Source organism: Rhizobium sp. EC-SD404 (assembly GCF_902498825.1).
Taxonomy (GTDB): Bacteria; Pseudomonadota; Alphaproteobacteria; order Rhizobiales; family Rhizobiaceae; genus Georhizobium.
Map to the genome: position 1 here is coordinate 2,361,581 of NZ_LR701459.1, position 24,542 is coordinate 2,386,122.

The window sequence follows — 24,542 nt, forward strand, 5'->3', positions numbered from 1 at the left end:
CTGGTATTCACACCTCAGGGCCTACCCAGCTCTTGACCCATTCTGCGAGTCGCAGTCTATTGGTTATCACGCTGTGAACAACAGCCCGCCGGCATGAAGCAGCCGGCAACAAATCAAGACAGTAAGCGTTGGCGAGCCCAGTCGGACGATCCGTTGTGGATCCTTCCTCGGGTTGCTTTTCCATTGCGTATCGGGGGTTGCCGCAGGCGGCGGCAGGGGTAGCGGAAACGGTGGATTTACACTATATTTAGTGTTGCCAGCCACTATCAACACAACATACGGTCTGGGTCATTCGATTCCATCACAAGACCGGATTTCGAGGGCTGGCAGCGCCATGATGAGCGCAGCCGGATGATGACAAATTGCGCCCGCCACGAAGAATGTCGGCAGGCACACCACGACGAGGACGAGGGACTATGCGCATCGAGCGGCGGTTTACTGAAGCGGGACAATCGGCCTACGCGGCCATCGAGTTCCGCAAGGCCATCAGCGAGATCAAGAATCCGGACGGCTCCGTCGTCTTCCGGCTCGCTGACATCGACGTGCCTGCACAGTTCTCCCAGGTGGCATCGGACATCCTGGCGCAAAAATATTTCCGCAAGGCCGGTGTGCCCGCGCGCCTGAAGAAGGTCGAGGAGAACGACGTCCCGTCTTTCCTGTGGCGTTCGGTCGCCGACGAGGCTGCCCTGGCCGATCTGCCCGAGGACGAGCGCTACGGTTCCGAAACTGATGCGCGTCAGGTCTTCACGCGCCTTGCCGGCACCTGGACATACTGGGGCTGGAAAGGCGGCTATTTCAATTCCGAAGAAGACGCCTCCGCCTTCATGGACGAGCTTGCCTATATGCTCGCCACGCAGCGCGTCGCGCCGAACTCCCCGCAATGGTTCAACACAGGCCTTCACTGGGCCTACGGCATCGACGGTCCCGGCCAGGGCCATTACTATGTCGATCCCTTCACCAAGAAGCTCGTCCAGTCGCAGTCGGCCTATGAGCACCCGCAGCCGCATGCCTGCTTCATCCAGTCGGTCGAAGACGACCTCGTCAATGAAAGCGGCATCATGGACCTTTGGGTCCGCGAGGCGCGCCTCTTCAAGTACGGCTCGGGCACCGGCTCCAACTTCTCCTACCTGCGCGGCGAAGGCGAAAAGCTTTCCGGCGGCGGCAAGTCGTCGGGCCTGATGTCCTTCCTCAAGATCGGCGACCGGGCTGCGGGTGCCATCAAGTCGGGCGGCACCACGCGCCGCGCCGCCAAGATGGTCGTCGTCGACATCGATCACCCCGATATCGAAGCCTATATCGACTGGAAGGTGAAGGAAGAGCAGAAGGTCGCCGCTCTCGTCACCGGCTCCAAGATCGTCGCCAAGCACCTCAAGACCATCATGAAGGCCTGCCTCAACTGCGAGGCCGACAATGGCGAGTGCTTCGACCCCAAGCTGAACTCGGCGCTCAAGCGCGCCATCAAGGACGCCAAGCGTGACGCGGTTCCTGAAAACTACGTCAAGCGCGTCATCCAGTTCGCCAAGCAGGGCTACACCGATCTCGACTTCAAGACCTACGACACCGATTGGGATTCCGAGGCCTATCTGACGGTTTCGGGCCAGAACTCCAACAACTCCGTCTCCATCAAGGACGACTTCCTGCGCGCCGTCGAGAACGACGGCGACTGGAGCCTGACCGCCCGCAAGGACGGCCGCGTGATGAAGACGCTGAAGGCGCGCGATCTCTGGGAAAAGATCGGCGAAGCCGCCTGGGCGTCTGCCGATCCGGGCCTGCACTTCAACACGACCATGAACGATTGGCACACCTGCGTGGCGGCCGGCGCGATCCGCGCCTCCAACCCGTGCTCGGAATACATGTTCCTGGACGACACGGCCTGCAACCTCGCCTCGCTGAACCTGCTGCAGTTCAAGGACGCGAAGACCAAGAACATCGACATCGAAGCCTATGAGCACGCCGTGCGGCTCTGGACGATGGTGCTCGAAATCTCGGTCATGATGGCGCAGTTCCCGTCGCGCCAGATCGCCGAACTCTCCTACAAGTATCGCACGCTCGGCCTCGGCTACGCCAATATCGGCGGCCTGCTGATGACCTCGGGCATTCCTTACGACTCCAAGGAAGGCCGCGCGATCTGCGGTGCGCTGACCGCCATCATGACCGGCGTCGCCTATGCGACATCGGCCGAGATGGCCGGCGAGCTTGGCCCGTTCCCCGGCTACAAGCCCAACCGCGAGCACATGCTGCGCGTCATGCGCAACCATCGCCGTGCGGCCCGTGGCGAGAGCACCGGCTATGAGCAGCTGTCGGTCAACCCGGTCGCGCTCATCCACGACGATTGCCCGGACAAGACCCTGGTCGAACACGCCATCGCCGCCTGGGACAAGGCCGTCGCGCTCGGCGAGAAGAACGGCTACCGCAATGCCCAGTCGACCGTGATCGCGCCCACCGGCACGATCGGTCTCGTCATGGATTGCGACACCACCGGCATCGAGCCCGACTTTGCGCTGGTGAAGTTCAAGAAGCTCGCCGGCGGCGGCTACTTCAAGATCATCAACCGCGCCGTGCCGGAAGCGCTCCGCACGCTCGGCTACACCGAAAGCCAGATCGCCGAGATCGAGGCCTATGCGGTCGGCCACGGCAATCTCAACCAGGCGCCTGCCGTCAACCCCGGCTCGCTCAAAGCCAAGGGATTCTCCGACGAGCAGGTCGAAGCGCTGAACGTTGCGCTGAAGAGCGCCTTCGACATCAAGTTCGCCTTCAACCAGTGGACGCTTGGCGCTGATTTCCTGACGGAAACGCTCGGCGTGACGAGCGAGCAGATGAACGATTTCGAGTTCTCGCTGCTCGCCCATCTCGGTTACACCAAGAAGGAAATCGAAGCCGCGAACATCCATGTCTGCGGTGCCATGACGCTCGAAGGCGCGCCGTTCCTGAAAGACGAGCACCTGCCCGTCTTCGATTGCGCCAACCCCTGCGGCAAGATCGGCAAGCGCTATCTGTCGGTGGAAAGCCACATCCACATGATGGCAGCGGCCCAGCCCTTCATCTCGGGCGCCATCTCCAAGACGATCAACATGCCGAACGAGGCGACCGTCGAGGACTGCAAGAACGCCTACATGCTGTCCTGGAAGCTCGCGCTGAAGGCCAACGCGCTCTACCGCGACGGCTCGAAGCTCTCCCAGCCGCTCAACGCCTCGCTGATCGAGGACGATGCGGACGAGGACGCCGATGATGCCGTCGAGGCCCTGATCGCCCAGCCTGCCGCCGCGCAGGCCGTCACGATCACCGAAAAGGTCGTCGAGCGCGTCGTCGAGCGCCTCTACCGCGACCGCGACAAACTGCCGAACCGCCGCAAGGGCTACACCCAGAAAGCCGTCGTCGGCGGCCACAAGGTGTATCTGCGCACCGGCGAGTTCGACGATGGCCGCCTCGGCGAGATCTTCATCGACATGCACAAGGAAGGCGCCGCCTTCCGTGCGATGATGAACAACTTCGCCATCTCCATCTCGCTCGGCCTGCAGTATGGCGTGCCGCTCGAGGAATATGTGGAGGCCTTCACCTTCACCAAGTTCGAGCCGGCCGGCATGGTCCAGGGCAACGACGCGATCAAGAACGCGACGTCGATCCTCGACTACGTCTTCCGCGAACTCGCCGTCTCCTACCTGTCGCGCCACGATCTGGCCCATGTGGACACGTCCGATTTCGGCAACACCGCACTCGGCAGGGGCGTGAAGGAAGGCAAGGCACAGGCGATCTCGTCCGGCCTCACCCGCGGCCACAAGCTCACCATCGTGCAGCCGGAAACGCTGCGTCCAGCCGGTGAGCCGAAAGGCGAAGCCGCAGGCGCAGCCCCTGCCCGAGCGCTTGCACCGACGGCGTCGATCTCCAACGTCACGGCTTTCGCAGGCTCCAAGCAGCCGGCTCCGCTCGCCGTTGCCCGCTCGACCGTGACGATGGCCTCAGGCGGCAACGCAGCAACCGCCTTCAAGCGGGACTTCGAGGAAGCCCCGGACGATCTCAATGCCGGCGTCATCGACAACGATGCCGCAACCGAGCTCTTCTCCGACAAAGCCGCCGAAGAAGCCGCCCGCGCGAAGGCCGACGCCAAGAAGGTCGAAGCCGACCGCCGCGCTAAATCGCTGATGCAAGGCTACACGGGCAACTCCTGCCCCGAATGCCAGAACTTCACGATGGTGCGGAATGGCACCTGCGAGAAATGCGACACGTGTGGGGCCACGAGCGGCTGCAGCTGATTGGACACTGTGAGAAAGCCAGATCGGATACAAACGTTAGCCCGGCCGAAAGGTCGGGCTAACGTGCATCTGGGCGAGCCTCATCATAAAGATATGCGTATTTCTTTATTTGAAGATCAGAAACACCAAAGCCGACCCCTAGGGGCCGGCTCTGATTACCGCAATTCAACATGGTCGATTGCGGGGCGACGAGAATGGAAGCTCTCATCCTTTGGCGAGGTCACTCTGAGGGATTCTGTTTTCCGAGTCGAGATCGACATTGCGTCTATCCAAAGCGCCGAGCGCTGAAAGGAACAGCAATGCGAAAGAAACCCTTTATCTCCTGTCATAAGCTGGTTGAGTACTGTTATGCGTCCTCAACTAAGCGAAATACGATTATTGAGAACCTATTAAAACCCAAGGTTTATCTCTTCGACACGTGCTATCCGGCTATAGAAGCAGCGACGCTCGATATGCTCCAGAGCGACCCAAGAAGCGACCAGCGACTGCTTGAACTCGATGCGTCGCTGATGTTGCGTCGCCCGAGTACGGATCATGAAGAGGCCAGGATTTTAGGTGCGCATGATGCTATCGAGTTTGCGAGGTTAATGAAGTGGCCAGCGCTGTCCGATACTTCACTCGCTCGTTTGGATAGTACTATTCGTGAAGTAAGCATTGCCGGTCTTATGGTGAGAATGGGGGCTTACAGCGTCCTGACTCGTAGTCGGCACGGCCAAAGCGGTAATCAGATCGGTATCTTGAAGCCCTATATCGGCAAAACATTCAGCCTGTTTCACACAGGTGATACAAACCGAGCAGCACTCTACGCTGCTTTGCTACACCTGATTGCAGAACGGCATTTGAATCACTTAGGCACAGCAGCGCTGGATCTGTGCTGGGTCGGCGATATTTTTAGCCAACGCAGCCTTTCTGCGCCAAAAAGCTTCCTCCAAAGAAGAAAACTCTTGGAGGCGGCGGCTCTTGAAATAGTCGATAGATGGCCGTCCGTGGCCGCGCGCTTAAGCAAGAGTGCGAGAGAAGCTGCCTGAACTAAGTAGTAAAAAGTGGGTCTTGGGCTTTTGACCTAGGCCCACTTTGACCGGCTCATGCGGCAACTTATGTAAACATCTCGCAGGGGGAAGCCGTGGGTCGTCATGCCCATTCCCTTCCTCGCCGCCACCCCAACCTTGCCCTAAATCCCTGCCAAAGCGACATCCACCCCCCACCCAAAAAGGCCCCACATGAGCAAACGCATTGTCTTCACCGGCGGAAGCGGCAAGGCCGGGCGCCATGCGGTCGCCTATCTCAAGGCGCAGGGCCACGCGATCCTCAATCTCGATCTGAAGCCGATCGACATCGAGGGCGTCAACTCGCTGACAACCGATCTTACGGACAGCGGCCAGGTCTTCAATGCGCTTTCGATGCATTTCGGGTTTGAGGGCTTCGAGACCGGCAAGGGGCCGGCACCTGTCGATGCCGTCGTGCATTTCGCGGCCATTCCCCGGGTGCTGCTCCAGCCGGACAACGAGACGTTCAAGGCGAACGTCACCTCGACCTACAATGTCATCGAGGCGGCGACCAAGCTCGGCATTCGCAAGATCATTGTCGCGTCCAGCGAGACCACCTATGGCGTCTGCTTTGCAGAGGGCGACAAGGATTATAAGCGGTTTCCGCTCGAAGAAGACTACGACATCGACCCCATGGACAGCTACGGCCTATCCAAGCTGGTCAATGAAAAGACAGGAAAAGCCTTCGCCGAACGCACGGGCGCAGACATCTATGCCCTGCGCATCGGCAATGTGATCGAACCGGAAGACTACGCCCGCTTCCCGGCATTCCTCGCCAATCCGCCGTCGCGCAAGCGCAATGCCTGGAGCTACATCGACGCGCGCGATCTCGGCCAGATCGTCGATCTCTGTATCGGCAAGGATGGTCTCGGCTTCCAGGTGTTCAACGCCGTCAACGACGAGATCACAGCCAACGAACCGAGCGCGGAATTCCTCGCCAAATGGGCGCCGAACACGCCCATCACGCGGTCCATGGATGCATTCGAAGCGCCCATTTCAAACCGCAAAATCCGGGAGGTTCTCGGGTTCAAAGAACAGCACAACTGGCGTCAATATGTGCCTGGTGCCGAGCGCAAAACACAGTAAATCCGCTCCGAGATTACCGCAGATCGCAGATGGAAGCCGGGCTGCGGTTCCACCTGCGATCCATCGGGCCGAACGACGCGAAGGCCTGAACGGCCTTACGGCCGCATCACCACCTTCACGCAACCGTCCGTCTTGTCCCGGAACGCCTTGTACATGTCCGGGCCTTCTTCCAGCGATGCGTGGTGGGTGATGACGAAGCTCGGGTCGATCTCGCCGTCCACCACCTTCTGCAGGAGCGGCTCGAGATAGCGGTGCGTGTGGGTCTGGCCCATCTTGAAGGTCAACGCCTTGTTCATCGCCGCGCCGAAGGGCAGATGGTCGATCATTCCGACATACACACCGGGAACCGAGATCGTGCCGCCTTTGCGGCATGAATAGATCGCCTCACGCAGCACATGCGGCCGGTCAGTGCCGAGCATCAGCGCGGCCTTGGCCTTGTCCAGCATGGAATCGGCGCTGGCACCCGCGTCCGCTTCGGTCCCGACGCAATCGATGCATCGATCGGGTCCGCGCCCGCCGGTCATTTCCATCAGCGCGTCGTAGATATTCACATCCTTGAAGTCGAGCGTTTCGGCCCGTCCGTGGCTGCGCGCCATCTCCAGGCGTTCCGGCACCGTGTCGATCGCGATGACCCGCCCGGCGCCCAGCATCCACGCACTCTGGATGGCGAACTGGCCGACAGGGCCGCAGCCCCAGATGGCGACCGTGTCGCCCTCCTCGATCTCGGCATTCTCGGCGGCCATGTAGCCGGTCGGGAAAATGTCGGAGAGGAACAGCACCTGGTCGTCCGGCAGGCCGTCCGGCACCTTGATCGGTCCGACATCGGCATAGGGCACGCGCAGATATTCCGCCTGCCCGCCGGAGTAGCCGCCGAGCATGTGCGAGTAGCCGAAGAGACCTGAGGGCGAATGGCCCATGGCCTTGATCGCCATCTCTGCATTGCGGTTGGATCGATCACAGAGCGAGAACAGCTGCTTCTTGCAAAAATCACATTGCCCGCAGGCCATGTTGAAAGGCACGACGACCCGATCGCCCACCTGGAACTTCTTGACCGACCGGCCGACCTCGATCACCTCGCCCATGGTCTCGTGGCCCAGCACGTCGCCTGATTCCATGGTCGGCATGTAGCCGTCCATCAGGTGCAGGTCCGATCCACAGATCGCGCAGGACGTCACCTTGATGATGATGTCGCCATCGTCTTCGATCGTCGGATCGTCAACCGAATCGCAGCGAATGTCGCCCTTTCCGTGCCAGCACAGTGCCTTCATCTGAACGTCCCTTCCTATCCATTGCTGGGCTCCGAACAGGGCGATGCGGGCGATGTTCCATCCCCTCGACGGTCGGCGGGGATGCGGGATCGTCCATCCCCCGAAAGATCCCTGCGTTGCGGGGCTCTCCACGCATTTTCATTGAGCCGTTAATCCCCGGGCAAGCGCGGCGGGCGACACTCGCATCCTTCCATTGCTTGGCGAGGTGCGACATGGCGCGGCAAACATTCGGCAAAAGACGCAGGTCCGTGAAGCGATCGCTCGGAGGCCAGATTCTCGCCAGGCTCCGCCAGAGCATGCAGCTCGCCATTGTTGCGCTCGCCGTCGTCGGCGGCCATCATTTGCTGTCCAGCGAGACCGGCGAGCAGATCGTCGACACGGGCGAGCGTCTTGTCACCGAACTCGTGACGAAACCGGCCAGCGAGATCATCGAAGATGTCGCAGGCTTCAGTAGGTCTGGGCCAACGCCGCCGATGCCTATCCCTTCGGTCGACCGGCAGGCGACGACCGCGGCCATCGACAGGGACGGCGTTCGTCCCCCTGCCCCAATTGCAGCGCCGGTTCGCCTCGCCATGTGCGGTTCGGGCGCCCGCATCAATTGCGTGGTCGATGGCGACACGATCTGGCTTGCCGGCGAGAACATCCGCATCGCGGATATCGACACGCCGGAAATCTTCAGCCCGCAATGCGCCGCCGAGCGCGAACGTGGCGAGCGCGCCGCCCGGCGCCTGCACCAGCTCGTCAATGCCGGCCCGATCGAGTTGCGCAGAGGACTTCGCGACGAGGATCGCTACGGCCGCAAGCTGCGTACGCTGCATCGCGACGGCCGTTCGCTGGGCGATATCCTCGTCGCCGAAAGTCTAGCCCGCAAATGGGATGGCGCGCGGCGCGGCTGGTGCGCCTGACCAGCGCCTGAATCAAACCTGACTGCAGTTGCTCAAAGAAAAACCCCGCCCTTCGATGAAGGACGGGGTTCTTGATAGTCCGGATAACGGAAGCGGCGTGATTACGCGGCTTCTGCTTCCTTCTCTTCAGCTTCGACGCGGGCGCGGTCTGCTGCGCCCTTTGCGTTGACGTCGCGTTCTACGAACTCGATGACGGCGAGCGGTGCGTTGTCACCGGCGCGGAAGCCAGCCTTCATGATGCGCAGGTAGCCGCCGTGACGGTCTGCGTAACGCGAAGCGATCGCATCGAACAGCTTGCGCACCGCATCCTGGTCTCTGATCTGCGAGAGCGCCTGACGGCGCGCATGCAGGTCACCGCGCTTGCCGAGCGTAACGAGCTTCTCGACGATCGGGCGGATTTCCTTGGCCTTGGGCAGAGTGGTAACGATCTGCTCATGGACGATCAGGGACACGGCCATGTTGGCGAACATCGCCTTGCGGTGGCTTGCGGTCCGGTTGAGCTTGCGGCCTGCATTGCGATGGCGCATGAGCCTTCTCCTTCAGGGGCGGATGGCACATGGGCTCATCCGCAGTCTAGGGGTTAATACTGGTCTTCGTAGCGCTTGGCGAGATCGTCGATATTTTCCGGCGGCCAGGCGGGCACTTCCATGCCGAGATGCAAGCCCATGGAGGCCAGCACTTCCTTGATCTCGTTCAGCGACTTGCGGCCGAAGTTCGGCGTACGGAGCATCTCCGCCTCGGTCTTCTGGATGAGATCGCCGATATAGACGATGTTGTCGTTCTTCAGGCAGTTCGCCGAACGGACCGAAAGCTCCAATTCGTCGACCTTCTTGAGGAGCGCCGGGTTGAAGGCCAGTTCGGTGACTGCTTCTTCCTCGGTTTCCTTCTGCGGCTCGTCGAAATTGACGAAGACGCCAAGCTGGTCCTGAATGATGCGAGCGGCGAAAGCCACTGCGTCTTCACCCGTGACCGAACCGTCGGTTTCGATGGTCATGGTCAGCTTGTCGTAGTCGAGAACCTGGCCCTCACGGGTGTTTTCGACCTTGTACGAAACCTTCTTGACCGGCGAATAGAGGCTGTCGACCGGGATGAGGCCGATCGGCGCGTCTTCGGCGCGATTGCGGTCGGCAGGCACGTAGCCCTTGCCGTTCGCGACCGTGAACTCCATGCGGATCTCGGCGCCCTCGTCGAGGGTGCAGATGACATGCTCGGGGTTCAGGATTTCGACGTCGCCGACGGTCTGGATGTCACCAGCCTTTACGACACCTGGGCCCTGCTTGCGCACGACCATACGCTTGGTCTCGTCGCCATCCATCTTGATGGCGATTTCCTTGATGTTCAGGACGATGTCGGTGACATCTTCGCGAACGCCCGGGATCGAGGAGAATTCATGCAGCACGCCGTCGATCTGGACGGCCGTGACGGCAGCGCCGCGCAGCGACGACAGAAGCACGCGGCGAAGCGCGTTGCCGAGGGTGAGACCGAAGCCACGCTCGAGCGGCTCGGCGACCAGCGTCGCCTTGGTGCGGCCCGAGGAGGAGAACTCCACCTTGTTCGGCTTGATCAGTTCCTGCCAGTTTTTCTGGATCATGGTTTTTCCTTTCGCATCCCGCCACCATCCAATCGTGACGGGCAAGACGAAGAGCCGCAGAGGACCCGGGCCATCCCGGATCATGCGGCATCGAAGAAGAGATGCTTAGACGCGGCGCTTCTTGCGCGGGCGGCAGCCATTGTGCGGGATCGGCGTCACGTCGCGGATCGACGTGATCGTGAAACCGGCAGCCTGCAGCGCGCGCAGCGCCGACTCACGACCCGAACCAGGGCCGCAGACTTCGACTTCCAGCGAACGCATGCCGTGCTCCTGCGCCTTCTTGGCGCAATCTTCCGCAGCCATCTGGGCGGCGAACGGCGTCGACTTGCGCGAGCCCTTGAAGCCTTTCGCACCGGCGGACGACCAGGCAATCGCATTGCCCTGCGCGTCGGTGATGGTGATCATGGTGTTATTGAACGTCGAGTTCACGTGGGCGACGCCCGACGAGATATTCTTGCGTTCGCGACGGCGAACGCGTCCGGCTTCCTTGGCCATGGTATTCCTTTCAGTCGATCTCTACGCCGCCGTAATACCAGCGGCTCCACCTTGGGGACGGGTAACGATCCGGAAAGAGAGAGACGGCACGCCGCCTCCCCGACCCGGACGCAAAGCCCGAAACTTACTTCTTCTTGCCGGCAATCGCCTTAGCCGGACCCTTGCGGGTGCGGGCATTGGTGTGCGTGCGCTGGCCGCGGACCGGAAGGCCACGACGGTGACGCAGACCGCGGTAGCAACCGAGGTCCATGAGACGCTTGATGTTCATCGAGGTCTCGCGGCGCAGGTCACCTTCGACCTGGTAGTCGCGGTCGATCGCTTCGCGGATCGCGAGAACTTCAGCGTCAGAAAGCTGGTTCACGCGGCGCTCTGCCGGAATGTTGTTCTTGGACACGATCTCGGCAGCCAGCTTCGGGCCAATGCCGTGAATGTACTGAAGCGCGATGATCACGCGCTTGTTCGTCGGAATGTTTACGCCTGCAATGCGGGCCATACCCAATTCTCCATGTTGTCCGGAGTGCTCCGGTGCCGGGTAAACCAGCTGTAACGTTTATCCGCGTCCGGTGGAGGCCGGCCCATGCGGATCATGAACTTGTCTTCAAAAGGTCAAACGCTCGTCCATCCGGACGAGAGAATCCGACAATCGTGAAGGGATGCGGTGCCGTAGTCGAAAACCGCGCCGCCGTCAACAGCCCGGCCCGATTCTAGTTTGCAAGAACCGGACCGCGCGCAATGTGTTCTGGATCAGAGGTTAGCGATGATCGCGTCAATCTGCCCGGTCACGTCGTCCATCGGCGCCATGCCATCCAGGGACTTCAGCTTCCCCTTGCAATGGTAGTAGCCGATCAGCGGCGAAGTTTCCTTGTAGTAGGCTTGGAGGCGAGTCTGCACCGTTTCGGCCTTGTCGTCGGGTCGACGCTTGAACTCCGTCGAGCCACACTTGTCGCAGACGCCTTCAGCTTTCGGCTGATGGTTGGTGTCGTGGTAGCCCGCGCCGCATTTGGCGCAGGTGTAACGGCCCGCTATGCGGTCGACCAGCAGTTCGTCTTCGACCCGCATCTCGATCACGACCGAGAGTTCCAGCCCTTTTGCCGCCAGCATCTGCTCGACAGCGTCGGCTTGCACCAGGGTGCGCGGATAGCCGTCGAGGATGAAGCCCTTGCGGCAATCGTCCTGATCGATCCGGTCCGAGACGATCGCATTCACGATGTCGTCCGATACGAGCTTGCCCGCATCCATCACCGCTTTGGCACGCTTGCCGACGTCAGTCTGTGCGGTGACCGCTGCACGCAGCATGTCACCAGTGGAAAGTTGGGGAATGCCGTACTTCTCGACCAGCCGTTGAGCTTGTGTCCCCTTGCCCGCACCCGGCGGTCCTAGAAGTATTAATCTCATCTTTTGCGCTTGCCTCCCCGCAGCTTGGACTTCTTGATGAGCCCCTCATATTGCTGCGCGATGAGATGCCCCTGAACTTGCGCTACCGTGTCGAGCGTCACATTGACGACGATCAGCAGCGATGTACCCCCGAGATAGAACGGAACGCCCGTCCGCGCGATTAGAAATTCGGGTAAGAGACAGACGACCACAAGATAGATAGCACCGATGACCGTAATGCGCGTGAGCACGTAGTCGATGTAGTCGGCGGTGCGTTCACCGGGACGAATCCCCGGAATGAAGCCGCCGTGCTTCTTCAGGTTGTCGGCCGTGTCCTTCGGATTGAAGACGACAGCCGTGTAGAAGAAGGCGAAGAACACGATCATTGCGGCGTAGAGCAGCATGTAAAGCGGCTGGCCGTGGCCGAGCGTCGCCAAAATCGTCGTCGCCCAGGGCGGCATCGTCGTCGTGTCGGAGAAGCCCGCAACGGTCGCCGGCAGCAGAAGCAGCGACGATGCAAAGATCGGCGGGATGACGCCGGCCGTGTTGAGCTTCAGCGGCAGGTGCGACGTATCGCCCTGGAACATCCGGTTACCGACTTGGCGCTTCGGATACTGGATCAGAAGACGGCGCTGAGCACGCTCGACGAAGACGATGAGCGCGATGCAGGCGATGGCGATCAGGATGACTGCGATAATGATGCCCGTCGACAGGGCGCCCGTGCGGCCGAGTTCCAGCGTACCGGCGATCGCCGTCGGCATTGCGGCGACGATGCCCGCGAAAATGATCAGCGAAATGCCGTTGCCGATGCCACGTGCCGTGATCTGCTCACCGAGCCACATCAGGAACATCGTACCGCCGACCAGCGTGATGACGGTCGAAATGCGGAAGAACCAGCCCGGATCCACGACGATCCCGGCCCCGGATTCAAGGCCGACGGCGATGCCGTAGGCTTGCAGGGTGCCGAGCAACACGGTGCCGTAGCGCGTGTACTGGTTGATGACCTTGCGGCCCTGCTCGCCTTCCTTCTTCAGCTGTTCGAGCGACGGTACGACCGACGTCATGAGCTGCATGATGATGGAGGCGGAAATATACGGCATGATGCCGAGTGCGAAGATCGCCATGCGTTCGACAGCACCGCCGGCGAACATGTTGAACAGCCCGAGCACGCCGCCCGCCTGCTGCTGGAACGCCTGCGCAAAAGCGTCGGGATCCAGACCAGGCAGCGGAATGAACGTGCCGAGCCGATAGACGAGAAGCGCACCAAGCGTGAACCAGATGCGCTTCTTCAAATCCTCGGCCTTGGCAAAGGCTGCGAAATTGAGATTGGAGGCGAGTTGTTCGGCTGCAGATGCCATGCAAATCTCCGCATGGTCGGCTTCTTTGAAGACCGCGCCGTAGTGCCGGCTGCGGAAAGCACGACCGTTCCACTTGATCGAAAGACCCGTTCAAAGACGTTGCCGGTGCCTCGGGAAGGCTGGCGTTCAGAACCGTCAAGGTCTCCGAGCGTCCCATTTGCCGCATGGCGCGAGAGCGCTAGTGGCGGTCGTCATATGGGATGATGGCCGCCCGATTGTAAGAACCGGGCGGCCAATCAAATCACTTGGTGTCGGCGTCGTTTTCAGCAGCGGCGCTCAGGAGCTTCACCGAACCACCAGCCTTTTCGATCTTCTCGATCGCAGACTTGGAGGCACCGGCGACTTCGAGCGTCAGCTTGGCCTTGAGGTCGCCATCGGACAGGACGCGAACGCCGTCCTTGGAGCGACGGATGATGCCGGCAGCCTTCAGAGCGTCGACATCGACAGTCTTGCCGGCGTCGAGCTTCTTGGCATCGACTGCGGCCTGGATACGGCCGAGCGAGACGACATTAAAGTCTTTGGCGAAGATGTTCGTGAAGCCGCGCTTCGGCAGGCGACGATAGATCGGCATCTGGCCGCCTTCGAAGCCGTTGATGGCGACGCCCGAACGGGACTTCTGACCCTTGACACCACGGCCAGCGGTCTTGCCGCTGCCCGAGCCGATGCCGCGACCGACGCGCTTGCGCGGCTTGGTGGCGCCATCGACGTCATGCAATTCATTCAGTTTCATGATCTTCCTGCTCCCCGTCTCAGTTTTCTTCGACGACGCGAACGAGGTGAGAGACCGTCCGGATCATGCCACGTACCGACGGAGTGTCGACGAGCGTGCGGCGGCGGTGCATCTTGTTCAGGCCCAGGCCGATCAGCGTTGCACGCTGCTCTGCCGGACGGCGAATGGGGCTGCCGATCTGTTCGACGGTGATCGTCTTGCCCTGCTTGGTCTCAGCCATGATGATGGCTCCCTTCAAAGATGGCCGGACGCTTCCAGGAGCGTCGACGGCTCAACCCAACTTATTCCTCGACGGCAGCGGTGCTGCCCGAAGCTTCGGCGCGGCGCGCCTGAAGCGTCGCGAACTTGATGCCACGCTGTGCAGCGATGTCCTTGGGGTGCATCTGCTTCTTCAGCGCGTCGAAGGTGGCGCGAACCATGTTGTATGGGTTCGACGAACCGGTCGACTTGGCGACGACGTCGTGCATTCCGAGCGTTTCGAAAACGGCGCGCATCGGACCACCGGCGATGATGCCCGTACCCGGCTTTGCTGCACGCAGCAGAACCTTGCCGGCGCCGTGGCGACCATGAACGTCATGGTGCAGGGTACGGCCCGAACGCAGCGGTACGAAGATAAGATCGCGCTTGGCGCTTTCGGTTGCCTTGCGGATGGCTTCCGGCACTTCGCGCGCCTTGCCATGCCCGAAGCCTACACGGCCCTTCTGGTCGCCGACGACGACGAGGGCTGCGAAACCGAAGCGACGGCCGCCCTTGACGACCTTGGCGACGCGGTTGATGTGGACGAGCTTGTCGACGAATTCGCTATCGCGCTCTTCATCGCGACCGCGGTTTTCGCGGCGTGCTTCTCTTGCCATTGTCCTTGTCCTTATTTTTTTGCGGGTTCAATCGGCAGATTGAGTTAAGTTTAGAAGCTGAGACCGCCTTCGCGGGCAGCTTCGGCGAGAGCCTTGATGCGGCCGTGGTAAATGAACGAACCACGGTCGAACACGACTTCGGTGACGCCGGCCTTGGTGGCGCGCTCTGCGAGGAGCTTGCCCACAGCGGCAGCAGCCGCCGTATCCGCACCCGTTTTCAGCGAAGTACGCAAATCCGTGTCCAGCGTCGAAGCCGATGCGAGGGTGTGACCCTTCGAATCGTCGATCAGCTGGGCATAGATGTTCTTCGACGAACGGTGAACCGACAGCCGCGGGCGGCCGCTGGAAACCTTCTTCAGCTGACGGCGAACGCGTGAGGCACGACGCGTAAGGGTATCTTTCTTGGTAGCCATCTTGGCAGTTCCTTACTTCTTCTTGCCTTCCTTGCGGACGATGCGCTCTTCCGCGTACTTCACGCCCTTGCCCTTGTAGGGCTCCGGCGAGCGGAATTCACGGATCTCCGCGGCGACTTGACCGACGCGTTGCTTGTCGATGCCGCTGATGATGATTTCCGTCGGCTTCGGGCAGGCGATCGAGATGCCTTCGGGCGTCTGATAGATGACGTCATGGCTGTAGCCAAGCGCCAACTGCAGATTTTTGCCCTGCATGGTGGCGCGGTAACCGACGCCGTTGATCTCGAGCTTGCGCTCGTAGCCCTTGGAGACGCCCAGCATGATGTTTTCAACCATCGTGCGGGACATGCCCCACTTGGAACGGGCATTCTTGCTGTCGTCAGTCGGAGTGACGACGACGGCGCCGTCTTCCATCTTCACCAGCACTTCGTCGTTGGCAACGAAGCTCAGTTCGCCCTTGGGGCCTTTGGCCTTGACCGTCTGGCCATCCACCGAGGCAGTGACGCCCGAGGGAACCTGAACGGGTTTCTTACCGATACGAGACATTGTTCAACCTGTCTTTCTCGTGTGGGGAACCTGGCGGCGTCTTAGAAGACGCTGCACAGGACCTCGCCACCGACGTTCTGTTCGCGTGCCTGATGGTCCGCCATCACGCCCTTCGGGGTCGAAAGAATGGTGATGCCGAGGCCGTTGGCGACCTGCGGGATCGACTTGACCGACACGTAGACGCGACGGCCAGGCTTCGAGACGCGACCGATCTCGCGAATGACGGAACCGCCTTCGTGATACTTCAGCTCGATCGTGATTTCAGACTTGCCGTTGCCGAAGTCGGTCTCGGTATAGCCACGGATGTAGCCTTCCGACTCAAGGACGTCGAGCACGCGTGCGCGCAGCTTCGAAGCCGGCGTGGAAACGCTGGTCTTCTTGCGGCTAGCGCCGTTGCGGATACGGGTGAGCATATCGCCCAGGGGATCTGTCATGGCCATGTGCTCGTCTCCTTACCAGCTCGACTTCACAATGCCCGGCACCTTGCCGAGATTGCCGAGCTCGCGCAGCGCGATACGCGACATGCCGAGCTTGCGATAAAAGGCGCGCGGGCGACCCGAAACTTCGCACCGGTTACGAATGCGTGTCTTGGAACCGTTACGCGGCAGTTCGGCGAGCTTGAGGGTCGCACGGAAGCGGTCCTCGATCGGCAGTTCCTGGTTCTTCACGATCGCCTTGAGGGCCGCACGCTTCTTGGCGTCCCGGGCCACCAGCTGACGCCGGCGCTTGTTCTTTTCGACTGCGCTGACTTTCGCCATTTCGCTTATCCTTCTTTACGCTTGCCGTTACGGACTACTGGCGGAACGGGAAGTTGAACTCTTTGAGAAGAGCCCGTGCTTCGTCGTCGTTCTTTGCCGTCGTGCAAACGATGATATCCATGCCCCACATCTGATCGACCTTGTCGTAGTTGATCTCGGGGAACACGATGTGTTCCTTGATGCCCATGGCGAAGTTGCCACGGCCGTCAAAGCTCTTCGGGTTCAGGCCGCGAAAGTCGCGAACGCGCGGCAGGGCCACGGTCACGAGGCGGTCCAGAAACTCATACATGCGGGTACCGCGCAGCGTCACCTTGGCGCCGATCGGCATGCCTTCGCGGACCTTGAAGCCGGCGATGGACGTGCGGGCGCGGGTGATGACCGGCTTCTGGCCGGCAATCGCTGCGAGGTCGGCAGCGGCAACGGAAGGCTTCTTGGAATCGCCCGTCGCTTCGCCGACACCCATATTGATGACGATCTTGTCCATACGCGGGATCATCATGTCGTTCGCGTAGGAGAACTGCTCGCGCATCGCTTTGCGAATGCGCTCGTTGTAGTCGGTCTTGAGCCGCGGCTCGTACTTTGCCTCAGCCATTGATCGTATCTCCGGAACGCTTGGCGACACGAAGCTTCTTGTCGCCGTCAATCTTGAAACCAACACGGGTCGCCTTGCCGTCCTTCGGATCGGCAAGTGCCAGGTTCGACAGGTGGATGGAGGCTTCCTTGGTGATGATGCCTGCTTCCTGCGTCTGGGTCTGGCGCTGGTGGCGCTTCACCATGTTGATGCCGCGCACGATTGCGCGATCGTCTTTCGGCATCACCTGGAGGACTTCGCCGGTACGGCCCTTGTCCTTGCCGGTGATCACAACGACGCTGTCGCCTTTACGGATCTTTTGCATCGTGTCTCTCCTTACAGCACTTCTGGCGCCAGCGAGATGATCTTCATGTGGCTCTTCGCGCGCAGCTCGCGCGGTACGGGGCCGAAGATACGCGTGCCGATCGGCTCTTTCTTGTTGTCGATAAGAACTGCTGCGTTCTTGTCGAAGCGGATGACGGACCCGTCCGAACGACGGATATCCTTGGCCGTGCGAACCACGACCGCCTTCATGACATCGCCTTTCTTGACGCGCCCGCGCGGAATTGCTTCTTTTACCGAGACGACGATGATGTCGCCGATAGAAGCATACTTCCGCTTCGAGCCGCCCAGCACCTTGATGCACATGACACGACGAGCGCCGGAATTATCGGCGACGTCGAGGTTTGTTTGCATCTGAATCATGTCAGACCGCCTTTTCCTTCAATTGGCGAGGAGGCCACGCCACCCTCGCCTTCTGGCATTGTTATTATTCGTGCTGGCGCGCTTCTGACGCGCCGCGCGGCAATCGTCAAGCGGACGGTTTCTCGTCGCTGCTTGAAACGACCGTCCAGCGCTTGTCCTTGGAGATCGGCGCACACTCCTCGATGGAGACGAAATCGCCGGTCTTGAACTGGTTGGTCTCGTCATGCGCCTTGTACTTTTTGGACCGGCGAACGGTCTTCTGAAGCAAGGGATGCGCAAAACGACGCTCGACGAGGACCACGACGGTCTTCTCGTTCTTGTCGCTGACGACGGTGCCCTGCAGAATGCGTTTCGGCATTGTTCTTGGTCCTTTAGGCCTTGGCTTCTGCCGCCAGCTTCTGGCGGGCGATTGTCTTGATGCGTGCGATGTCGCGACGGATCTCGCGAACCCGCGAGGTCTTTTCAAGCTGGCCGGTAGCCCGCTGGAAGCGCAGGTTGAACTGCTCCTTTTTCAGCTTGGCAAGTTCGTCGTTCAACTGGTCGGCGCTCAGCGCACGGACGTCTGTCGATTTCATAGTCCGTCTCCTTAATCGGCGATGCGCTGTACGAAGCGCGTCTTGACCGACAGCTTGGCGGCGCCGAGACGCAGTGCCTCACGCGCGATTTCTTCCGAAACGCCGTCGATCTCGAACATGATACGGCCTGGCTTGACCTTGCAGGCCCAGTAGTCGACCGATCCCTTACCCTTACCCATGCGGACTTCCGTGGGCTTGGAGGTGACCGGAACGTCCGGGAATACCCGGATCCAGACGCGACCAGCACGCTTCATGTGACGGGTGATCGCGCGGCGGGCCGCTTCGATCTGACGCGCATTGACGCGGTCCGGCTCTTGCGCCTTCAGGCCGAAAGAACCGAAATTCAGGTCAGAGCCGCCCTTGGCCACGCCCTTGATGCGGCCCTTGAACTGCTTGCGGTACTTCGTACGCTTTGGCTGCAACATAGTCTTATTCTCCGAATTCTCGAACCGCGCTTATGATCACGCGTTCTCGCGGCGGCGCTGGCCACCCTGATTATCGCCTTCCAACGCGCGACGCTCCGAAGCCATCGGGTCATGCTCGAGGATCTCGCCCTTGAAGATCCAGACCTTGATGCCGCAGATGCCGTAAGCCGTGTGCGCCTCGGCCGTGCCGTAGTCGATGTCGGCACGCAGCGTGTGCAACGGCACGCGACCTTCGCGGTACCACTCGGTGCGCGCGATTTCCGCGCCGCCAAGACGACCGGCCGACGTGATGCGGATGCCTTCTGCGCCGAGACGCATGGCGGACTGAACGGCACGCTTCATGGCGCGACGGAATGCCACACGACGCTCGAGCTGCTGAGCGATCGACTGCGCAACCAGCGTGGCATCGGTCTCAGGCTTGCGCACTTCGACGATGTTGAGGTGCGTTTCCGAGTTGGTCATCAGCGACAGCCGCTTGCGCAGCTTCTCGATGTCCGCACCCTTCTTGCCGATGATCAGGCCAGGACGGGCAGCGTGGATCGTGACGCGGCACTTCTTGTGCGGACGCTCGATAACGACCTTGGAGATCGCAGCCTGCTTCAGCTCTTCCATGATGAACTTGCGGATGCGCAGGTCTTCATGAAGCAGCTTGGAATATTCGGCGTTGTCGGCGAACCAACGGCTGTCCCAGGTACGGTTGATGCCGAGGCGGAAGCCGATCGGATTGATTTTCTGACCCATGCTTAAGCAGCCTTCCCGGTTTCTTCGACTTCCCGCACCACGATGGTCAGGTGCGAGAACGGCTTCTCGATGCGGCTCGCGCGGCCACGGCCACGGGCATGGAAGCGCTTCATCGTGATCGACTTGCCAACATGCGCCTCTGCGACGATCAGCTGGTCGACGTCGAGGTCGTGGTTGTTTTCAGCGTTTGCAATTGCAGACTGAAGCGTCTTGCGGACGGTTTCAGCGATGCGCTTACGCGAAAACTCGAGATCGGCCAGAGCCCGCTCAACCTTCTTGCCGCGGATCATTGCCGCAACGAGATTGAGCTTCTGGGGACTGACGCGGATCGTGCGCGCAACTGCCTGCGCCTCGTTATCCTTGAGCCGGCGTTCGGCTTTGGCCTTGCCCATTGTTACTTCCTCTTCGCCTTCTTGTCCGCGCCGTGACCGTAATAGGTCCGCGTCGGAGCGAATTCGCCGAACTTGTGTCCGACCATGTCTTCCGAAACTGATACCGGAATGTGCTTTGCGCCATTATAGACGCCGAAGGTCAGACCGACGAACTGAGGCAGGATCGTAGAGCGACGGCTCCAGATCTTGACCACTTCATTGCGTCCGCCTTCGCGCACCTTCTCAGCCTTCTTGAGAAGATAGCCGTCAACAAACGGACCTTTCCAAACTGAACGAGCCAATTGAGACTTCCTCTCTTACTTCTTGCGCTGGTGACGCGAGCGCATGATGAACTTGTCGGTCGACTTGTTCGACCGCGTACGCTTGCCCTTGGTCGGCTTGCCCCAAGGCGAAACCGGGTGACGACCACCCGAGGTCCGGCCTTCACCACCACCATGCGGGTGGTCGACGGGATTCATGACGACGCCGCGGACATGCGGACGCTTGCCGCGCCAGCGGGTGCGACCAGCCTTGCCATCGTTGATGTTGCCGTGATCCGGGTTCGAAACCGCACCGACGGTGCCGAGGCACAGGCCCGACACGAGACGCTGCTCGCCAGAGTTCAGGCGAAGGATCGCCATGCCCTGGTCGCGGCCCACGAGCTGGACGTAGGTGCCTGCCGAACGGGCGATCTGGCCACCCTTCTCCGGCTTCATCTCCACGTTGTGGACGATGGTGCCGACCGGCATGTTCTGAAGCGGCATGGTGTTGCCGGGCTTCACATCGACAGCCTTGTTCGACGCGATGACCTTGTCGCCGACGGCCAGGCGCTGCGGAGCCAGGATGTAGCTCAGCTCGCCGTCATCGTACTTGATCAGCGCGATGAATGCCGTGCGGTTCGGATCGTATTCGAGACGCTCGACCGTTGCCGACACGTCGAACTTGCGACGCTTGAAATCGACCATGCGGTACGAACGCTTGTGACCACCACCCTGGTAGCGCGCAGTGATACGGCCGGCGTTGTTACGGCCGCCCTTCTGCGAAAGGCCTTCCGTCAGCGTCTTGACCGGCTTGCCCTTGTAGAGGGCGGAGCGATCCACGATGACGAGCTGGCGCGTGCTCGGCGTGATCGGATTGAAACTCTTCAATGCCATTTTCTTGTTCCCTTACGGTTCCGGTCGCCTAAGCGCCTCAGAGGCCCGTCGATACGTCGAGGGTCTGACCCTCGGCGAGCGTGACGATTGCCTTCTTGACGTCGCTCTGGCGTCCTTTGATTCCACGGAACCGCTTGACCTTGCCCTTGCGAAGCAGCGTGTTCACCGCCTTGACCTTGACGCCAAACAGCGCCTCGATCGCAGCCTTGATCTCCGGCTTGGTAGCCTTCTTTGCGACATTGAACACGACCTGGTTGTGATCCGAGGCCATCGTTGCCTTTTCGGTGATCGCCGGTGAAACGATCACGTCGTAGTGACGAAGATCAGTCATTTGAACCGCTCCTCAAGCGCTTCGACAGCCGACTTGGACAAGACGAGCTTGCCGCGACGAAGGATGTCGTAAACATTGATGCCCTGTACCGGCAGAATATCCACGTTCGGGATGTTCTTGGCCGCAAGGCGGAAATTGCTGTCCAGGTCGGCACCGCCGATCAGGAGTGCGTTCGTCAGGCCGAGCTTGCCGAAGGACTCCAGGAGACCCTTCGTCTTTGCTTCCTTCGCGACGAAATCGTCGATGACGATCAGGTCTTCCGAGCGAAGCTTGGCCGACAGCGCATGCTTCAGACCAAGAGCACGAACCTTCTTGGGCAGTTCATGGCCGTGGCTGCGCGTGACCGGACCGTGAGCCTTGCCGCCGCCGCGGAACTGCGGAGCGCGTGCCGAGTGGTGACGTGCGCGGCCGGTGCCCTTCTGGCGGTACATCTTGGCGCCGGTGCGGGAGACTTCCGAACGGCCGAGCGCCTTGTGGGTGCCGGACTGCTTCTTGGCGAGCTGCCAACGAACGACGCGCTGCAGGATGTCGGCGCGGGGCTCCAGGCCGAAAACGGCATCCGAGAGCGAAACCGTGCCGGCCGAGCTGCCGTCAAGAGTGGTGACGTTGAGATCCATTACTCGGCTCCCTCATTCGTAGCTTCGGCAGTCGCACCATTCGACGCCGAACGCAGTGCTGCCGGACGCGGAGCCGCTTCCGGGATCGGCGACTTGATGGCATCGCGAACGAGGATCCAGGCACCCTTGGAGCCGGGAACGGCGCCCTTGATGAGGATCAGGCCGCGGTCGACATCGGTCGAAACGACTTCGAGGTTCTGGGTCGTGACGCGCGTCTGGCCCATGTGACCAGCCATGCGCTTGCCCTTCCACACGCGGCCCGGATCCTGGTTGGAACCCGTGGAGCCGTGCGAACGGTGCGAGACCGAAACGCCGTGAGTTGCACGCAGACCGCCGAAGTTGTGGCGCTTCATGGCGCCGGCGAAGCCTTTACCGATCGTGGTACCGGTCACATCGACCAGCTGGCCGGCAACGAAGTGCTCGGCGGTCAACTCGGCGCCGATATCGATCAGATTGTCTTCACTGACGCGAAACTCGGCCAGCTTTGCCTTCGGCTCGACATTTGCAGCGGCGAAATGGCCGCGCAGTGCCTTCGTCGTGTTTTTGACCTTCTTGAGGCCGACGCCGAGCTGGACGGCTGCATAGCCGTTCTTCTCGACGGTCCGCTGAGCCACGACCTGACAATTGTCGAGCTTGAGGACTGTTACCGGGATGTGGTCGCCGGCGTCGTTGTAGACCCGGGTCATCCCTACCTTTTGTGCAATCACACCTGAACGCATCGGTTCATTCCTTTTAGAGGAGTCGTTCGTTCATCCGGCGCTCTAAGGCGCCTTGGATGGTCCAGACCGACTCTTAAAGCTTGATTTCGACGTCGACGCCGGCAGCCAGGTCGAGCTTCATCAGCGCATCGACCGTCTGGGGGGTCGGATCGACGATGTCGAGAAGACGCTTGTGGGTACGCATCTCGAATTGCTCGCGGCTCTTCTTGTCGATGTGCGGCGACCGGTTGACCGTGAACTTCTCGATCCGCGTCGGAAGCGGAACGGGACCACGGACATTGGCACCCGTGCGCTTGGCGGTCGAAACGATCTCACGCGTGGAGGCATCGAGAATCCGATGATCGAACGCCTTGAGGCGGATACGGATATTCTGGCCGTTCATTCGAATTCATCCTTGTTTGAAGTAGAGGCGCGCCGCCCGAAGCCGGCGCGCCAAAGGGTCAGACCAGTTCTTATTCCGTGATCGCGGCGACGATGCCGGCGCCGACGGTACGGCCGCCTTCGCGGATAGCGAAGCGCAGGCGCTCTTCCATCGCGATCGGCACGATCAGCTCGACGTCGACCGTCACGTTGTCGCCGGGCATCACCATTTCCGTGCCTTCCGGCAGCGTCACGATGCCCGTCACGTCCGTCGTGCGGAAGTAGAACTGCGGACGGTAGTTCGTGAAGAACGGCGTGTGGCGACCGCCCTCTTCCTTTGTCAGGATGTAGGCTTCGGCCTTGAACTTCTTGTGCGGCTTAACCGAACCCGGCTTGCACAGAACCTGACCACGCTCGACGCCTTCACGGTCGACACCGCGAAGCAGCGCGCCGATGTTGTCGCCGGCCTGGCCCTGATCGAGCAGCTTGCGGAACATTTCAACGCCCGTGCAGGTCGTCTTCTTGGTGTCGCGGATACCGACGATCTCGATTTCCTCGCCAACCTTGACGACGCCACGCTCGACGCGGCCGGTCACGACCGTGCCACGGCCCGAGATCGAGAACACGTCTTCGATCGGCATAAGGAACGGCATGTTGATCGGACGCTCAGGCGTCGGGATGTACTTGTCGACTTCGGCCAGCAGCGCGCGCACGGCATTCTCGCCGATTTCCTTGTTGCTGTCTTCGATGGCGGCAAGTGCCGAACCCTTGACGATCGGAATGTCGTCGCCCGGATAGTCGTACGAGGAGAGCAGCTCGCGCACTTCAAGCTCGACGAGCTCGAGAAGCTCTTCGTCATCGACCTGGTCGACCTTGTTCAGGAACACGACGATCGCCGGAACGCCGACCTGGCGGGCGAGCAGGATGTGCTCGCGCGTCTGCGGCATCGGGCCGTCGGCAGCCGAAACGACGAGGATCGCGCCGTCCATCTGGGCAGCACCGGTGATCATGTTCTTCACGTAGTCGGCGTGGCCGGGGCAATCGACGTGGGCGTAGTGACGGGCTTCCGTCTCGTATTCCACGTGTGCCGTCGAGATCGTGATCCCGCGAGCCTTTTCTTCCGGCGCGCCGTCGATCTGGTCATACGCCTTGTACTCGCCGAAGAACTTCGTGATCGCAGCCGTCAAAGACGTCTTGCCGTGGTCGACGTGACCGATCGTGCCGATGTTCACATGCGGCTTGTTACGTTCAAACTTGCCTTTAGCCATTGGAGGCTCTCCATTCTACTGTCGTCCCGCG

At 60.9% G+C, this 24,542-nt stretch carries 33 protein-coding genes; 4 read left to right on the forward strand and 29 right to left on the reverse strand.

The window, feature by feature from the left end; all coding sequences use genetic code 11:
- Positions 1-416: 416 nt before the first annotated feature.
- From GC125_RS12090 to GC125_RS12100, 3 genes are all read left to right on the forward strand, one after another.
- Positions 417-4,250, forward strand: a complete 3,834-nt coding sequence (locus GC125_RS12090; protein ID WP_151985887.1) for a vitamin B12-dependent ribonucleotide reductase — start codon at positions 417-419, stop codon at positions 4,248-4,250.
- A 299-nt stretch (positions 4,251-4,549) separates the two neighbouring features.
- Entirely contained in the window at positions 4,550-5,278 is a 729-nt protein-coding gene (locus GC125_RS12095) for a hypothetical protein (protein ID WP_151985888.1), read from the forward strand.
- A gap of 192 nt (positions 5,279-5,470) precedes the next feature.
- Positions 5,471-6,382, forward strand: coding sequence for an NAD-dependent epimerase/dehydratase family protein (locus GC125_RS12100; RefSeq protein ID WP_151985889.1), 912 nt, complete (start codon positions 5,471-5,473; stop codon positions 6,380-6,382).
- A 95-nt stretch (positions 6,383-6,477) separates the two neighbouring features.
- On the opposite strand, the gene GC125_RS12105 is transcribed toward GC125_RS12100, so the two are convergent.
- Positions 6,478-7,650 carry a zinc-dependent alcohol dehydrogenase gene (locus GC125_RS12105; RefSeq protein ID WP_151985890.1) on the reverse strand — a complete coding sequence of 391 codons (1,173 nt, stop codon included), beginning with the start codon at positions 7,648-7,650 and terminating at the stop codon, positions 6,478-6,480.
- Between the two features lie 248 nt (positions 7,651-7,898).
- Here GC125_RS12105 and GC125_RS20420 point away from each other — a divergent pair, with 248 nt between their 5' ends.
- A complete protein-coding gene (locus tag GC125_RS20420) occupies positions 7,899-8,555 on the forward strand; it encodes a thermonuclease family protein (protein ID WP_502706055.1) in 657 nt (218 codons plus the stop codon).
- Between the two features lie 101 nt (positions 8,556-8,656).
- On the opposite strand, the gene rplQ is transcribed toward GC125_RS20420, so the two are convergent.
- From rplQ to tuf, 28 genes are all read right to left on the reverse strand, one after another.
- The gene (gene rplQ / locus GC125_RS12115) at positions 8,657-9,082 is read right to left on the reverse strand and encodes a 50S ribosomal protein L17 (protein WP_151985891.1); all 426 of its coding nucleotides are present in this window, start codon (positions 9,080-9,082) and stop codon (positions 8,657-8,659) included.
- A 53-nt stretch (positions 9,083-9,135) separates the two neighbouring features.
- Positions 9,136-10,146 (reverse strand): DNA-directed RNA polymerase subunit alpha, encoded by a 1,011-nt coding sequence (locus tag GC125_RS12120; RefSeq protein WP_126010270.1) that lies wholly within the window; start codon positions 10,144-10,146, stop codon positions 9,136-9,138.
- 105 nt (positions 10,147-10,251) lie between these two features.
- The gene (gene rpsK / locus GC125_RS12125; protein WP_151985892.1) at positions 10,252-10,641 is read right to left on the reverse strand and encodes a 30S ribosomal protein S11; all 390 of its coding nucleotides are present in this window, start codon (positions 10,639-10,641) and stop codon (positions 10,252-10,254) included.
- 124 nt (positions 10,642-10,765) lie between these two features.
- Entirely contained in the window at positions 10,766-11,134 is a 369-nt protein-coding gene (rpsM, locus tag GC125_RS12130; RefSeq protein ID WP_126010268.1) for a 30S ribosomal protein S13, read from the reverse strand.
- A gap of 251 nt (positions 11,135-11,385) precedes the next feature.
- The gene (locus GC125_RS12135; RefSeq protein ID WP_151985893.1) at positions 11,386-12,036 is read right to left on the reverse strand and encodes an adenylate kinase; all 651 of its coding nucleotides are present in this window, start codon (positions 12,034-12,036) and stop codon (positions 11,386-11,388) included.
- Positions 12,033-13,373 (reverse strand): preprotein translocase subunit SecY, encoded by a 1,341-nt coding sequence (gene secY / locus GC125_RS12140; protein WP_151985894.1) that lies wholly within the window; start codon positions 13,371-13,373, stop codon positions 12,033-12,035. Before secY ends, GC125_RS12135 begins: the two co-directional genes overlap by 4 nt.
- Before the next feature lie 241 nt (positions 13,374-13,614).
- On the reverse strand, positions 13,615-14,103 hold the full coding sequence (gene rplO, locus GC125_RS12145; RefSeq protein ID WP_151985895.1) for a 50S ribosomal protein L15: 489 nt from the start codon (positions 14,101-14,103) through the stop codon (positions 13,615-13,617).
- Between the two features lie 19 nt (positions 14,104-14,122).
- Positions 14,123-14,323: a 50S ribosomal protein L30 gene (rpmD, locus tag GC125_RS12150; protein WP_151985896.1), complete on the reverse strand. Its 201-nt coding sequence runs from the start codon at positions 14,321-14,323 to the stop codon at positions 14,123-14,125.
- 61 nt (positions 14,324-14,384) lie between these two features.
- Positions 14,385-14,957, reverse strand: coding sequence for a 30S ribosomal protein S5 (rpsE, locus tag GC125_RS12155; RefSeq protein ID WP_126010263.1), 573 nt, complete (start codon positions 14,955-14,957; stop codon positions 14,385-14,387).
- Between the two features lie 50 nt (positions 14,958-15,007).
- Positions 15,008-15,370, reverse strand: coding sequence for a 50S ribosomal protein L18 (rplR, locus tag GC125_RS12160; protein ID WP_151985897.1), 363 nt, complete (start codon positions 15,368-15,370; stop codon positions 15,008-15,010).
- 12 nt (positions 15,371-15,382) lie between these two features.
- Positions 15,383-15,916, reverse strand: a complete 534-nt coding sequence (rplF, locus tag GC125_RS12165; RefSeq protein ID WP_151985898.1) for a 50S ribosomal protein L6 — start codon at positions 15,914-15,916, stop codon at positions 15,383-15,385.
- 41 nt (positions 15,917-15,957) lie between these two features.
- The gene (rpsH, locus tag GC125_RS12170) at positions 15,958-16,356 is read right to left on the reverse strand and encodes a 30S ribosomal protein S8 (RefSeq protein ID WP_151985899.1); all 399 of its coding nucleotides are present in this window, start codon (positions 16,354-16,356) and stop codon (positions 15,958-15,960) included.
- A 12-nt stretch (positions 16,357-16,368) separates the two neighbouring features.
- Complete coding sequence (rpsN, locus tag GC125_RS12175; protein WP_126010259.1) at positions 16,369-16,674, reverse strand: 30S ribosomal protein S14; 306 nt, start codon at positions 16,672-16,674, stop codon at positions 16,369-16,371.
- A gap of 34 nt (positions 16,675-16,708) precedes the next feature.
- A complete protein-coding gene (rplE, locus tag GC125_RS12180) occupies positions 16,709-17,266 on the reverse strand; it encodes a 50S ribosomal protein L5 (RefSeq protein ID WP_151985900.1) in 558 nt (185 codons plus the stop codon).
- Complete coding sequence (gene rplX / locus GC125_RS12185) at positions 17,259-17,570, reverse strand: 50S ribosomal protein L24 (RefSeq protein ID WP_151985901.1); 312 nt, start codon at positions 17,568-17,570, stop codon at positions 17,259-17,261. The genes rplE and rplX overlap by 8 nt, the downstream gene beginning before the upstream one ends.
- Positions 17,571-17,581: 11 nt before the next feature.
- Entirely contained in the window at positions 17,582-17,950 is a 369-nt protein-coding gene (gene rplN / locus GC125_RS12190; protein WP_126010256.1) for a 50S ribosomal protein L14, read from the reverse strand.
- Between the two features lie 106 nt (positions 17,951-18,056).
- Positions 18,057-18,308, reverse strand: coding sequence for a 30S ribosomal protein S17 (gene rpsQ / locus GC125_RS12195; RefSeq protein ID WP_151985902.1), 252 nt, complete (start codon positions 18,306-18,308; stop codon positions 18,057-18,059).
- A 13-nt stretch (positions 18,309-18,321) separates the two neighbouring features.
- Positions 18,322-18,525: a 50S ribosomal protein L29 gene (gene rpmC, locus GC125_RS12200; protein WP_126010254.1), complete on the reverse strand. Its 204-nt coding sequence runs from the start codon at positions 18,523-18,525 to the stop codon at positions 18,322-18,324.
- 11 nt (positions 18,526-18,536) lie between these two features.
- On the reverse strand, positions 18,537-18,950 hold the full coding sequence (gene rplP, locus GC125_RS12205) for a 50S ribosomal protein L16 (RefSeq protein ID WP_126010253.1): 414 nt from the start codon (positions 18,948-18,950) through the stop codon (positions 18,537-18,539).
- Positions 18,951-18,986: 36 nt separating this feature from the next.
- A complete protein-coding gene (gene rpsC, locus GC125_RS12210) occupies positions 18,987-19,691 on the reverse strand; it encodes a 30S ribosomal protein S3 (RefSeq protein WP_151985903.1) in 705 nt (234 codons plus the stop codon).
- 2 nt (positions 19,692-19,693) lie between these two features.
- Positions 19,694-20,083 carry a 50S ribosomal protein L22 gene (rplV, locus tag GC125_RS12215; protein ID WP_126010251.1) on the reverse strand — a complete coding sequence of 130 codons (390 nt, stop codon included), beginning with the start codon at positions 20,081-20,083 and terminating at the stop codon, positions 19,694-19,696.
- A gap of 2 nt (positions 20,084-20,085) precedes the next feature.
- The gene (gene rpsS / locus GC125_RS12220) at positions 20,086-20,364 is read right to left on the reverse strand and encodes a 30S ribosomal protein S19 (RefSeq protein WP_151985904.1); all 279 of its coding nucleotides are present in this window, start codon (positions 20,362-20,364) and stop codon (positions 20,086-20,088) included.
- A 15-nt stretch (positions 20,365-20,379) separates the two neighbouring features.
- Positions 20,380-21,216, reverse strand: a complete 837-nt coding sequence (rplB, locus tag GC125_RS12225) for a 50S ribosomal protein L2 (RefSeq protein ID WP_151985905.1) — start codon at positions 21,214-21,216, stop codon at positions 20,380-20,382.
- Positions 21,217-21,253: 37 nt separating this feature from the next.
- Positions 21,254-21,547, reverse strand: a complete 294-nt coding sequence (locus tag GC125_RS12230; RefSeq protein WP_151985906.1) for a 50S ribosomal protein L23 — start codon at positions 21,545-21,547, stop codon at positions 21,254-21,256.
- On the reverse strand, positions 21,544-22,164 hold the full coding sequence (gene rplD / locus GC125_RS12235) for a 50S ribosomal protein L4 (protein WP_151985907.1): 621 nt from the start codon (positions 22,162-22,164) through the stop codon (positions 21,544-21,546). The genes GC125_RS12230 and rplD overlap by 4 nt, the downstream gene beginning before the upstream one ends.
- The gene (gene rplC, locus GC125_RS12240; protein ID WP_126010246.1) at positions 22,164-22,883 is read right to left on the reverse strand and encodes a 50S ribosomal protein L3; all 720 of its coding nucleotides are present in this window, start codon (positions 22,881-22,883) and stop codon (positions 22,164-22,166) included. Before rplC ends, rplD begins: the two co-directional genes overlap by 1 nt.
- A 73-nt stretch (positions 22,884-22,956) precedes the next feature.
- On the reverse strand, positions 22,957-23,265 hold the full coding sequence (rpsJ, locus tag GC125_RS12245) for a 30S ribosomal protein S10 (RefSeq protein ID WP_099868158.1): 309 nt from the start codon (positions 23,263-23,265) through the stop codon (positions 22,957-22,959).
- Positions 23,266-23,335: 70 nt separating this feature from the next.
- Positions 23,336-24,511: an elongation factor Tu gene (gene tuf / locus GC125_RS12250; RefSeq protein ID WP_151985908.1), complete on the reverse strand. Its 1,176-nt coding sequence runs from the start codon at positions 24,509-24,511 to the stop codon at positions 23,336-23,338.
- Positions 24,512-24,542: the final 31 nt, after the last annotated feature.